This window comes from Clostridia bacterium, assembly GCA_016887505.1.
Taxonomy (GTDB): domain Bacteria; phylum Bacillota; class TC1; order TC1; family UBA5767; genus UBA5767.
Genome location: CP069393.1, coordinates 1,562,966 through 1,576,850, shown reverse-complemented (window position 1 = coordinate 1,576,850; position 13,885 = coordinate 1,562,966). Strand labels below are relative to the sequence as shown.

Annotated in this window: 8 protein-coding genes and 1 pseudogene; all 9 read left to right on the top strand. The window is 39.4% G+C overall.

What is annotated here, in order from left to right; translation table 11 throughout:
• The first annotated feature begins 9 nt into the window (after positions 1–9).
• The 9 genes and pseudogenes from JR334_07470 to JR334_07430 all read left to right on the top strand — a co-directional run bounded on the left by JR334_07470 (position 10) and on the right by JR334_07430 (position 13,778).
• The gene (locus JR334_07470) at positions 10–321 is read left to right on the top strand and encodes a hypothetical protein (GenBank protein QRN84820.1); all 312 of its coding nucleotides are present in this window, start codon (positions 10–12) and stop codon (positions 319–321) included.
• Positions 314–5,065 carry an S-layer homology domain-containing protein gene (locus JR334_07465; GenBank protein ID QRN84819.1) on the top strand — a complete coding sequence of 1,584 codons (4,752 nt, stop codon included), beginning with the start codon at positions 314–316 and terminating at the stop codon, positions 5,063–5,065. The genes JR334_07470 and JR334_07465 overlap by 8 nt, the downstream gene beginning before the upstream one ends.
• A 272-nt stretch (positions 5,066–5,337) precedes the next feature.
• On the top strand, positions 5,338–6,396 hold the full coding sequence (locus JR334_07460) for a PD-(D/E)XK nuclease family protein (protein ID QRN84818.1): 1,059 nt from the start codon (positions 5,338–5,340) through the stop codon (positions 6,394–6,396).
• Positions 6,397–6,818: 422 nt separating this feature from the next.
• Positions 6,819–7,070, top strand: a pseudogene (locus tag JR334_07455) (IS6 family transposase).
• A gap of 74 nt (positions 7,071–7,144) precedes the next feature.
• Positions 7,145–8,359 carry an IS256 family transposase gene (locus JR334_07450; protein QRN84817.1) on the top strand — a complete coding sequence of 405 codons (1,215 nt, stop codon included), beginning with the start codon at positions 7,145–7,147 and terminating at the stop codon, positions 8,357–8,359.
• Positions 8,360–8,785: 426 nt separating this feature from the next.
• Positions 8,786–9,181, top strand: a complete 396-nt coding sequence (locus tag JR334_07445) for a hypothetical protein (protein ID QRN84816.1) — start codon at positions 8,786–8,788, stop codon at positions 9,179–9,181.
• 131 nt (positions 9,182–9,312) lie between these two features.
• Complete coding sequence (locus JR334_07440) at positions 9,313–11,739, top strand: ABC transporter substrate-binding protein (GenBank protein QRN84815.1); 2,427 nt, start codon at positions 9,313–9,315, stop codon at positions 11,737–11,739.
• Positions 11,732–13,168: a hypothetical protein gene (locus tag JR334_07435; protein QRN84814.1), complete on the top strand. Its 1,437-nt coding sequence runs from the start codon at positions 11,732–11,734 to the stop codon at positions 13,166–13,168. The genes JR334_07440 and JR334_07435 overlap by 8 nt, the downstream gene beginning before the upstream one ends.
• Positions 13,161–13,778 carry a response regulator transcription factor gene (locus JR334_07430; GenBank protein QRN84813.1) on the top strand — a complete coding sequence of 206 codons (618 nt, stop codon included), beginning with the start codon at positions 13,161–13,163 and terminating at the stop codon, positions 13,776–13,778. The genes JR334_07435 and JR334_07430 overlap by 8 nt, the downstream gene beginning before the upstream one ends.
• The last annotated feature ends 107 nt before the right edge of the window (positions 13,779–13,885 follow it).

Below are 13,885 nucleotides of genomic sequence, written 5' to 3'. Positions count from 1 at the left end.
GTATTATGGGTGATTCTCGATATTCGAATGAAAACTGGCTTTTTTGAGACAAAAGCATACGAGATGCTGATTGGTACGGACAAATTGATAGTATCCTCAAAGGAAACAGAAAGTGATAGTATCATAATCCTGGCAAATAATATCACTTCAATTATATTGAAAAATGAAAAATCCCCGGGGATTGAAATTCAAACGGAGGAGAAAAATTATCAAGGTAGTTTTACTGAGAAAATTGATTTTGAAAAGCTTGTTAGTTTACTAAAAGAAAATCTAAGTGTAAAAATTATCTGCGAATATGAAGGAGGGGAAGATTATGTGTAAAAAAGCGTTATCATGGATACTTACAGTTGCTATGGTGTTTTCATTTTTTGTAACAATGCCGATTACGGCAAATGCTCAACCGCCAGATTACAATTGCCAAATTGTTGAGACTGGAGTTGAGTATGCAAGCCTGGATGTGGCGCTATCAGCAGTCTCTTCAGGTCAAACTATAAAGTTTCTGACGGACATTACGTATGAAGCAATGATTGCGGCGACTAATAAGTCTTATACTCTTGATGTTAATGGATACTCGCTGTCGGTTGCGCCGACAAACCAGACTTGTCTCTACGCGACCTCGGTATATAAACTTAGCATCACGGACAGCGCGGGTGGCGGCTCGGTCAGTTTATCGGTTTCCGGCGACCCTGGTTTAGCCGGTCTGTATGCAAACGGATACGGCAGTGAGATCAACATTGATGTACCAACGTCCGTAAACGTTTCCGCGGATAGCGGTTATGGAGTCTTTGCCCTTACTGGTGGAATCGTCTCTGTGACAGGTGATATCACGTTGATCGGCACCGGCAGCTTAGGCGCTTTTGCCGACAGCGGAGTTTACGGTAGTCTTGTCACCATAGACGGTGAAATAATAAATACCATCAACAACAGCTATGCCTATGTCAACGGCGATATTTTCTCCGGGCCCGGAGAGTGCATAACGCCTACCACGAAGGAAGGATATTATACCTTCCGGGACACGGGGGACAGCGCGAATCCTCAAAGCACTATCTGGGTAAAGGATGTAACTTATGTCTGCGAGGTCGACGGCGTACAATACGAAACCTTGGACGAGGGGCTAGTGGCCGCGGCGATAGATGAAGATACGCTTAAATTACTAACTGATATCGACTATGCCGGAGAGTTACGCTTGATTACTGACACGTGGATCAATTTAAACGGATTTTCTCTTGATGTGGTCAACGACTCCGGTATTGCTTTGTATGCTTACGGACACGATCTTGATATTTCTGGCACGGGAAGTTTGAATGTTACAGGCACTACATTTGGTGCCTTCATCCGTGAGGGAGCCTCGGTAGAAGTGACCAATGCTACTGCGACCGCTGAAGCCGGAAAAGCTATTTACGCTTTAGATCCCAATTGCAGGGTAACCGTACTTGGAAATGCAACGGCTAACGGACAAAATGGAACAGCAGTCTACGCAGAAGGTTCCGGTTCCAGCTCTGCGACAATCCATGGAGATGTTTATGCCCAGGGAACGGGTGGGATTGGAGTCTGTGCTGTTTCTGAAAGTGCAATCACGGTAATGGGAAGAATCTGCGCCACGAACTATCTGCAAGTAGGCGCTCTTATAAAAGAAGAAGAGGAATACACCACCCTTGAGAACAACTATTATATTTATACCGACGGCACCGCTACAGTACAGGCCAGGCAGGAAGTTTGCGCCCTTAACGGCATGCCGTATCTATTCCTAGAAGACGCTCTGGCTGATGCCGAGAGTGGTGACACCATCACTCTTTTGGCTGATATTCGCTATGTAAATGACATCGTTTTAACGGATACTGATCTCCACTTTGATTTGGATACGTATAAACTGGATGTGGGCCGTACCGGGGCTGAGGGATCACTAAAAGTCGATGGCGGTACACTTACCATCGACGATACGAATGGTGGGGAATTGAATATTGTAACCGGATATGTCGGCTTGAAGGCCATCAATGGCGGAAGGGCAACGGTTTCTTCCATTCTTGACCCCACCACCAGCAACAGTCTCAATGGTTATGGAATCATCGGCGAAAACGGCGGTTCTGTAACAGTAAAGGGTGATATCAAAGTATTGAGCTATATCGGAGAAGGACTGCATCTTTCCAGCGGATCTTCAGCTCATGTACTGGGTGACATTTATAGCCTTAATGGAATTACTGTTCAAGGAGACGGCACTGTCGCTACAATTGAAGGCAATATATCTTCTTCAAGCGGAAACGGTGTTGAGATAGGTTCCTCTGGCACGGCGGTCATTCACGGAAATGTACAAAGTGAAACAAGAGGAATTGTTGGCGGTTCTGGAGGCGGCTCTGTCCATGTCATGGGCAATGTAACAGCAAACCGTTGGGAGGGTATTTATGCTTACAGCGATGCGGATATAGTAGTTGATGGAGATGTGATAAGTCCCTACGGTCCTTATGCCTGGGGCGAAGGCACAACCGTCCTCATCAAGCAAAACACAACAACAACCGACACTGCCTATTGGGGCGCGTATGCCTTTGGTGGCGCCCAGATCTCGGTTTACGGTACTATTACAGCTGCTGATCCGGCAAACTACACAAAAGCCGGCGACGCCGTAATGACGGAAGACAGCTTTACTATTAACGGTAACGGTTATTATTTATATACGGACGGTACAAGTTCGGTAATGGTTAGAATAGGCACCTGCCTAATCGATGGCTGTTCCACATCCTTGGAAGACGGAGGCTTTACTCAATATAGTATAATTGACGGCGAAACGTATTATCATGTAACGAATGCCGCGCAGCTGGCGCATATAAATAGTCATTTGGATCAACATTACCTTCAAATGAATGACATCGATCTCACAGGAATAGATTGGTCCCCGATAGGTCTTACTTATGATAATCCTTTTAGGGGAATTTATGAGGGAAATCATCACTCTATAACTAACCTGGAGGTAAACCAAAATGCAGTCAATACTAATAAAAGTGGAGGATTATTTGGTGCCCTCAAGGGAGCTTCGGTTGTTAAAAACCTTAATGTATCCGGGAATGTAAGTTATAGCGTAGTCTATTATGCCTCAAGCTCTATGGCTGGTGGTATCGCAGCTTCAATGTTCAGTGATAATGGAGGAGAAAGACCTATAATCGACAATTGTTCTTTCACTGGGGATGTTACCGCCACTGCTGAATCCAATAACCTTAATAGCAATATTGGTGCTCATGCGGGCGGTATTGTTGGGTATGCTCGTGACGGCATTATTCAAAATTGTTATTATGAAGGGGGAATTGTTTTATCAACGACAATTCCTTATGGGATCAATATAAACATTAGATCAAATGCTGGGGGAATCGCGGGTAACTTAAATGAAGATGCTTCCATAATTAACTGCTACACTTCTTCCACTAGTAACATTTCAGCGACAGGTGGTTATCTAAACAACGCAGGAGGTATCGCGGGGCAGTTGCAATATAATTCAACAATATCCGTTTCTTATAATGTTGGCACAATTGACGCATATACTGAAGAAATAGATGGTACTGTTAATGTCGGTGGTATTTTAGGTCATAGTGAGGGTGTGAATACAATCTCCGATTCCTATTGGCTTGACTCATGTGGAGCTGACAATCAAGTTGGTAATGACGATAATACTTCAGCCAAAGGGAAAATAGCTGAAGTTGAAATGAAGTCTACAAATTTTAAGAGCACTCTAAATACTGCATTGAATACAATTGCCGATACAACACTATTAATATGGGATCAAAATATTGGGAACTATCCTACGTTATCTAGTGTATTATGGGAAGCACCTGTTCCAAGTGGAGGTGGTAGCTCCTATACTGCACCAACAATTGTCGTTATCACGGAAGAAAATAATAATTCAACCACAAATAGTACAGAGCTTTCTCCTACCACAACTTCCGGAACCACTTCTGCTACAGCAAGCACTGCAATCGTAGAGGCGCTTCTAGACAAAATCTCTTCTCATGGAGGTGCGCTCAAGAATGATAGGATTGATCTTGTAGTTGAAACAACGGCAAGGACTAAAGAATTAAAAGTAGATATTCTTCAAGCGGATTTGGCAAGAATAATTAATAAAACGGATGCTAGTTTGTCCATAACTTCACCCTTTATTTCGATTGTTTTTGAGGAGAAAGCCCTTAATACCATCTCATCTGCTGAAAGTGGCGGAACGGTAGTAATATCGGCAGGCATTATCGATAATGACTCCCTGATAGAAGCAGATAAGGCAAAAACAAAAGGAAGACCTGTATATAATATAAGCGTCATGAATGGAGATACTCAGGTTTCCCACTTCAATGGGGGACATGCGACAGTAACAATTCCTTACGAACTTCAGACAGGTGAAAATCCAAACACGGTGGTTATTTACTACTTGTCTGACGATGGTAAGCTGATAGCTGTCAGAGGGCGCTATGATGCTAATTTGAAAGCGGTTGTATTCAAAACTACACATTTCTCTAATTTTGTCATCGGTTATAACCCGATAAGCTTTAATGATGTCGCTGCTGATACGTGGTATAAGAATGCGATCGATTTCATTGCGGCACGCGAGATCACTTCGGGAACCGGTCAAGGAGTATTCAGCCCTGAGACCAAACTAACCAGAGGGCAGTTCATCGTATTGCTGATGAACGCTTACGGGATTAGCGCGGATTTCACTGAGGAAGGAACCACAAATTTTGTAGATGCAGGCAGTACCTATTATACAAATTACCTGCTTGAGGCAAAATCGCTTGGGATAGTAAATGGTATAGGAAACAACATGTTTGCGCCGGAACAGGCGATTACCAGGCAGGAAATGTTTGTGATGCTCTACAATGCCCTTGAAGTTATCGAGGAATTGCCTCAGGCATACGGGGACAAACAATTATCAGATTTCGATGATGTAAATCAAGTGGCATCCTGGGCTCAGGACGCGATGAGTGCATTGATTGAAGGCGGAGTGATTTCTGGCAGTAATGGTATGTTGAATCCAACCGCATCAACTACCCGTGCAGAAATGGCACAAATGCTCTATAATCTGCTTTCAAAATAAGTGCATCTAACTAGAACAGCAGCCAGAATGGATAAAACCCATCTGGCTGCTGTTCTTTAGATAGTTTATCGAAAACCTGACAACCAAGAAAAATCAAAGAAACGGGGAGAATATATATATACAATAAAATGGTTAGCAAATTCTGATTAAGTTAGATTGATTACAAGAAAGAGCAGATGAAGTATAAAAAGAGGTGCTATTGAATGGAGTCTTTATTTACTAGATTATTTAGATATAGGAGAAGAGAAAACAGGAGTCCTGAAGAGGATTTTATGACAGAATTAATAGCATACATATTTCAAAATCACAGGGGTATTTTGGTGTCTTTTCTAAAAGAATGCGGGAGTATGCAAAGCGTAATTGGAATAGAAAGCATAATGGTATCAACACAATACGTGCTGAATAATTCAGAAAGCAGGCCAGATATAGCAATCAAGCTAACAAATGAGAACATGGAGCAATCAATAATATTTGTGGAGAATAAAATTCATGCAGCAGAAGGCCCTAATCAATTACAAAGATATTTCTCATACTTGTCAGAGAAAAGTCAAAATAATATGTGTTCTTGTTATTTAATTTATATAACAAAGAACTACGACAGCAAAGAAAACTTAGATTTTCTTTCAAACAATACAAGTGAAGTGAATTTCATTCAACTGAGATGGTGGCAAGTATTTCAGTTTTTAAAACCATATGAAGACATCGAAGTAATAAAAGAAATATTGAGATTCATGAAAGAACGAGGATTAAGTATGTCCAGAAAATTTACAATTAATGATATAAGTGCATTGATGAATATGAATCGGGTTAGAGAAATGGCTCAGGAAAGTCTTGGCGGAAAAGTAGAGGAAATGTTTAATAAAATAAGCGGAATGAAATATAACATGCCGTCAGCGGAAAGCCAATTAAGAACCACGGGCAGGTATATTTACATGGGCAACCAAGATGATTGGTTCTGGATTGGCATAGGGTATTGGTTTGAAGGAAAGGTTATTGATACTAAATATCCTGATATAGGAGTTGTGGTAGGAGTAAAACCATATCATAGTCAAAGAAAATTAATTGTTAATGCAGTATCTGAATATACTGGAACCAATACAATATGGAAGAGTTTTGGCTTAACAAATGAAGATAAATGGGCAGGAATGTGGAAGAAAGTATCACTAAAAGAAATGCTTTCTGACGAAGATCATATTTCCTCAATTCAACAATGGTACATAAATTCTTTGAATGATGTCATAACATTTAAAGAAAAATACCCTAAGTTGCCATGGAAAAAAATGGATAGATTGTTTTATTTACGGCCATCAGGTTGCTTAAAAGGCTTTTAATGTGAGAACCAGGAACTTTTAAAGATAACTAAAAATAATTGTCAATTAGTAATTAAACCCGGAAAATGGAGAGCTTCATTTTTAAGAGTTAAGCCTGAATTTTCGAATCATCTTTGTGTAGATTCCGCTGGAAAAGAGAAGAAATCGTATTGATATGTTTCCACAAACAGCAAAAGCATTGAAATATTGCCTCAAACCTCGAAAGCTGTTGACCTGTTTCCGCAAACGTAAGATTTGAAATTGATCAACTGACATCAGTTGGCCAAACTCCGGCCATATAGAGACAGTTTTGAAATTGGTGAAAAGCAATGTAAAAAAGTAGTAGTAACTGTAAATATTGTTAAGCAATATTGTTAAGCACAAGAAAATCGGTTCTGGTGCAAACTTTAGTAATATATGATAAACTCACTCCTATAATAAAAATAGAGTTGAATTGTATGTTCAAAGGTAAGCAATATCAGAAAGAAATAATACTATTGACGGTTAGATGGTATTTGAAATATCCATTGAGTTATCGAAATATAGCAGAAATGATGGAAGAGCGTGGACTTACAGTTAGGCACACAACCATAATGCGATGGGTGCATCAGTATGGACCAATAATAAATAAGATGATTAGGAAGCATTTAAAGAAAACAAATGATAGTTGGAGAACTGACGAAACCTATATTAAGGGAGGGTGTAAAATAATTGGTGTAAACTCCTGAGATTGTATAAACTAAATCTATCTTCAAGGAGGAACACTATAATGGCCCAGAAAAAACTCATCGACAAACAACTGATCCGCGAACTCATGAAAGAAGGCGAGCTTAAGGATGTCAAAGACATCCAGTCCCTACTAAAAGCACAATTCAAAGACATCATGCAAGAAATGCTGGAAGCTGAACTGGATCATGAACTCGGATATAGCAAGTATGACTATAAGAACAAGGATACTACAAACAGCCGTAACGGCATTCGTTCTAAAAAGGTTCGTTCCGATTATGGAGAAATGGAAATTGACATACCTAGAGACCGTAATGGGGATTTTGAACCTGTAATCATTAAGAAAAACCAACGTGATGTTTCAAGTATTGATGACCAGGTCATAAGCATGTATGCCAAAGGGATGACTGTCAGAGACATTCAGGATCATCTACATAACCTTTACGGAATTGATGTATCACCAACCATGATTTCACAGATTACTGAGAAAATATTACCTGTAATAAAGGAATGGCAGCAACGCCCACTACAAGAGGTTTATGCCCACCTAATCATGGATGCCATCCACTACAAAGTCCGTCAGGATGGAAAGATAGTCAACAAAGCAGTCTACATCATACTAGGTATTGATTTGGACGGTAAAAAGGACGTTGTAGGTATGTGGGTCGGAGAAAATGAGACCAGTAAATTTTGGCTTAAAGTGTTAACTGATTTGCAGCATCGTGGTGTTAAGGATGTGCTGATAGTGTCTATCGATGGACTGAATGGCTTTAAAGAAGCAATACAGGCTGTTTATCCAGACACCAGAATTCAGCGGTGCATCGTTCATATGATTCGCAATTCAACGAAATACCTGTCCTGGAAGGACCGTAAAGCATTCGTCAATGATCTTAAACCAATCTACAAAGCAATCAACGAAGATTCCGCTTTGAACGCTCTACAAGATTTAGAAGACAAGTGGGGCGAGAAGTATTATATCGCGGTAAAACCTTGGAAAGACAACTGGGATGAAGTAGCAACAATGTTCGAGTATCCGGCTGAAATCAGAAGGATGATATACACAACAAACGCCATCGAAAGCTTTAACCGCCAGCTACGCAAAGTCACGAAATCCAAGAGTGTGTTTCCAACCGATGATGCCCTGTTGAAAATGCTGTATCTGGCAATGATTGATATAACCAAGAAATGGACTATGAGGACTCGGGACTGGGGTAAAATTATTAATCAGCTAGCAATTCACTTCGAGGGACGTATTTGACCTTCCACGAATTGAGTTAAGAAAAATCTTTAAGGAAGTTTACACCAATTTCTTGACAGACTCAATAATAGTGGGCAATATTACTAAGCCAATAATGCTGTGGATTTTACAAGCAATCTTTGCACCAGAAACGATAATCCTTACTGCTGTGATATATTGAGTTTGTATTGTGTCCTAGTATTCATATAAAAAGTGTTCTTACAAATTAACCATACATGGCTTTTGGGTTGGACACTTTCATATTCCATTTTCTAACCTAATCAATTCTAATTAATTTTGTATGATAGAAATATTTACTAATTTGCAATCGCCAATAACTATCCCTAGCGGCTAGTGTAATTCAGTAGTCTTCATGATATATTGTATCTGCTGAAAAAGCTACAAGCATTGAATCGAGCTAGTGCTAAAATGTAGAGAGGCGATAGAATGAAAAAAATTGCTTTAATAACGACCAATAAAATACTTGCACAAAGCCTTGCTGTTGCGGTAAGAGCTATGCCAGACTTGAAATTCGAGTTTATTTTATTGCTTAACTCGAAACAGGCTTTGCTGGATGCAGAAATCTTTGACATTGACATTGCTTTGATTGATGTAGCCTTGCGAGATGGAATAGATTGTAATACAGAAGAAATGACAGTGTTGGCATTTTGTGAAGACTTGTATCATCGTTTGCCAAATTGTCATCTTTTGTTGCTTATTTCGCAATATGATAAAGCAAATTGTAAAATGGTAACGGAAGCAAAAGCAAAGAAGATTATCGATGATTTTGTGTTTTATGATGTTTCGCTGAAATACTTGTTTGCAAAGATGGCAGCCTTTTGACATCGGCACAAAAACCATTTTCGGGTTTTACATGGCTAGAATACCGGTATGAAAGTAGTTTACTTTAAGAGGTCATCATTGTAGGGGGTGTTTTTTTGAAAGCTTGCCTTGCACAGTGTACAAAGCAACCAATGAAACTCATTGGTTTCGTGATCATCCTAATCGTCGCTAATATTCTTTCTGGCTGCTCAAAAGAATTAAAGTCTGATTCAATATTATTTACCTTGGATGATTATTCACTATACCCAAAAGTAGTGGAACAAATCTTACCGAAATATACGACTGGGCTATCGGATAACAATGCATATTATATATTAGACAATGGTGCCGTTGCAGAAGCTTTTGATACGCAAGCTGCTGGCGCAATTGGAACGGGAATTGCAAATCATTGGTATCCGCAGTACCTTGCCACCGTGGTTATAGCTGTGGATCGCAATCAAACGGATGCTGATGTTACTAGTTGGAATGATTTGTTGGCTACCCAACAGGAAGTAGGCTTTTCTGATACGCCAGGAAATGTACAAATGTTGCTGGCTGCGATGGCATACGGCTTGGAAGGTGGGCATTATACTTTGACAAAGCCCATTAACCTGTTGACTTCACTTCAAGAAAGACACCTTCTTAAAATCAATTCATTCGAGGCTCCTATAATTATTTGCTACGATTATCAAGCGGTTAATCTTATGGAAAAGGGGCGCAATCTTCAAATTATCGTCCCTGAAGAGGGGACACTGACATACGAAAAGGGTTTACTTTCAAATGAAGATCTTAACTTTTCTGGAGATGTAAACCAAGTATTGCTTGCAGCAAACTTACGTTTATTAGATGGAGAAAGTAATCTTACAATATATCCGGATGAAAGAGCCTATCGCCCGGCTATAAGAGTGGATGATTACAATTACTTTTCGAAAGCCACTCAAAATGCGAGTTGCCTCATGGAAAGAAACGTTCTGAAAGCCCGAATATATATGTCCATAGACCAGCGAGAACACCTGTTTTTCGCTTTAATTTACATTATTATAGTGACAATCTGGGTAGTGGCGATTATGATCCGGTCTATGCAGAAAGGGATTACATATGCTGCTTTATTCACTGGAATTATTTTAAACGGGTGGATACTGGTTCGTCTCATAAAATATCAGGTTCTAGCAGTTCCAATTCTTAGTCGATATCTATGGTACTCGTATTATATATTTCAATTATCATTGCCCCTAGTATTATTATGGATGGCATGGTCTATTGATAAGCCGAAAAATGAAACGTGTCCTCCAAAATGGTGGCGGGTGATGGCAATATGCATCGGGTTTTTGCTGGTTCTTGTATTCACCAATGACCTTCATGGATTGGTATTCCATTTAGAATTAAATCGTCCGGATTGGGATATAAATTACGGCTATGGCATTGGGTACTATACAGTGCTATTTGTTTGCATGGCGAATCTTGTTGCCGTGTTTGTTATTCTTGTACAAAAAAGTCTAAGAAATCCGAGAAAAAAAAGATTCCTTTTCCCTCTTACTATTTTATTAACCTTTGGTGTATATAATTATCTATATATTACCCGTTTCCCGTTTGTTTATGCAACCGACCTTACCATTGTTACAGGAATTTTTGCAATGCTTTTATTTGAAACTTGCATTCGTTCGGGTCTGATTCCAGTCAACACGAAATATATCGATATTTTCACACGCTCACCTCTTAAACTACAAATTATCAACCAAGATAAAGATGTAATATTGATGTCAGCATCTGCCGTATCCATCAATATGGATGATCTTGACAAAGTGTTGGCTTCAACGCCGGCCCCAATCCTTCAGAAGGATGATTCTTTGTTATTTGCGAACCCAATTCCGGGTGGCTATGCTCTCTGGCAGGAGGATATTCGCAAACTACGCCAATTACAAAAGGAAATTCAGAAGTCAACACAAATGTTGAAAGACGCTAACGTCATGCTCGCTGAGGAAGAAAAGCTAAAGCGAATGACTAATGAAAAAAATGCGAAAAAAGATTTGATGGAACAGTTGGGGGGCGAAATTGATGAACATATAATACAATTATCAACTATGATAGAAAAATTAGCTTTCGCTGAAAATCCATCTCAGGAAATCACACGAATTGCTTTATTACTTTGCTATATAAAACGTCGTTGCAATTTATTTTTCAAAGAGAAGGCAAACGCTACCACCGATTCCGGTGAATTAATTATTCATATTAAGGAACTTTCAGAAATAACATATTATTCGAATGTACAAATTGCAATCAGCAATGAAATAAAAGAAAGCATTGCAATTAGGCATGCTACGTTATTGTACGATTTTTTCTATTGGGTGGTTGATTTGGCCGTCCAAAAAGGTTGCCCATATATTATTGCACATTTGAGAATCGATGAAGGATTCCTTACCATGGGACTTTTGCCGTCAGAAGATATCGGATTTATCAATCCAGAATCAAAACTCATTGTTGCGATTACAGCGGAAAAGGGTGAGATTGTCACGAAGGATGTAGATGATACCATAGGTATCAGCATTTCCTTTCCAAAAGGTGGTGTCGCATATGATTGAATTTTACACTTTTTCATGGATTGCCCGGCTCTTAATTACTTTTCTACTTGGGGTTTGTATTTTGAGTCAAACTCTGGCTATGGTGTTGACTTATTATCGTCTCAGCGATGTATTTGCCCGAGCTTTAGAAACACTGCTTGAAATAGCTATAATATGTGAGATTTTTGTCTTTTCTATTATGTATGGTCAGGTGATCAATGGTTATAAAAATGGATTTGTTGTGCTGTCAGGATATGAGAATACTAGAAGCTTTGTTTTTATCTTAATTTTAATTCTAGTTATTCTTGTCTGTGGATTTGATAAAAAGTTGTTGCCTCTTTCTATTATACCGGGCGCAGTGATATCCTTGCCAATTATGGAGTCAATACTAGGCCCTGCTTTTTCTTGGTTCTTTATTGCTGCTTTAATTTTATTTCTAGCTAGAAGCATTATAATTAGTGTATCCAGTCTCATTGCAATAAAAACAAGCATTTCTGCATTGTCGATTGTCCAGGCAGTGAATAGCTTGCACTCAGGCGTTTTATTTTCTGAAAATGATGGCTACATTCTGCTTGCCAATCACCAAATGCGAAAATTGATGATTGCGATGACAGGCAAAATATTTCGCAACTCAATACAGTTTTATGATCTGCTTGTCTCGGATCCTTATGAAGCGAGATACAAAAAAGCAGAATTAGAGGGTCAAATGATTTATCCTTTGCCGAATGGGACAGCATGGATATTTACAAAAAAGGATGTTTTATTCCGAAGGAAAAAGTATGTTTATATTTCTGCGACGGATGTTAGTAAACAATGGGCATTGACGGTCAAGTTACAGAATCAAGCGCAAGAACTTAGTAGAAAAAGTGATGAATTAAAAAATGCAATTGCCAATTTGCATATTTTTAGCAAGGTACAGGGAATTGAGAAGGCCAAGATGCGCGTTCATGATATTTTGGGACAACGTCTCTCGGTACTACTTCGCATTATACAGAACGAGCATTGCCTAGACTATGATTTGCTTACATCCTTATCGAAAGGACTTTTGGATGAACTAAAAGCAGAACAGAGTAAAACTGGGCCAAAAGAAGATCTAAAAAGTATTCAGCAGATTTTCGCTGCAATCGGCGTAGAGATAAAAGTGGACGGGCAACTGCCAGACAATGAGCAACAAGCCTGTATCTTTGTTGACATTATAAGGGAAGGTGCCACAAATGCTGTCCGCCATGGTTTAGCAACAGAAATCAATATCAAGTCTGAAAAAGTAAAACAAGCATATTATCTAACAATAACCAACAATGGGTACACATCACCCGTCCCAATTGCGACAGGTAGTGGCATTGGATCCATGAGAAAAAAAGTGTGTGCCCGAGGTGGTAACCTGGATATCATTCAATACCCACTGTTCACTTTGTCTGTTGTTTTACCTGGAGGGGACTTATATGTATAAAGTGTTGATTGTAGATGATCATGAATCAATGTGTGATTCACTGTCCCAAGCACTGACAAGCACCAATAGTTTTATCGTTAGTGGAAGTTTGAAAAGTGCTTACCATGCCGAATTGTATTGTAGAAAACTAGAACCAGATTTGGTTCTAATGGATGTTTGCACTGAAGGGGGCGCATCGGGGATTGAGGCAACCCAAGTCATTCGAGAAATGTATCCAGATATTAAAATTATCGTAATGTCTGGGTTTGATGAGATTACGTATGCTCCTAGGGCAAAAGAAGCAGGAGCGCAGGCTTTTGTTTTCAAGAGCAAAAGTCTTGACTATTTTGTGCGGGTAGCTCAAGGTGTCATGGCAGGTGAGAACTTTTTCCCTGTCCCAAAAACTATTCATACGGCGGTGGGAGAAACACCACTTACTGAAAGGGAAATGGAAATATTGAGGCTTTTATGCAAGCATATGACCAACAAAGAAATTGCGGATGAGCTTTTCATCACTGAACACACGGTAAAGTATCACAAATCTAATATGCTGGCAAAAACAGGTTTTAAGAAAACCGTTGACTTAGCATTTTATATGATTTCAAATGGTTTAATCAACCCTCTATATTAAATAGAAAACCGTTTAATGAAAATTTATAAAAAGTAAGTAAAAAACAGGTTTGTGGCAGACCTATTTTTTATGCTTATTTTTAAAGACTAGCCGTTACGGCTAGGGCT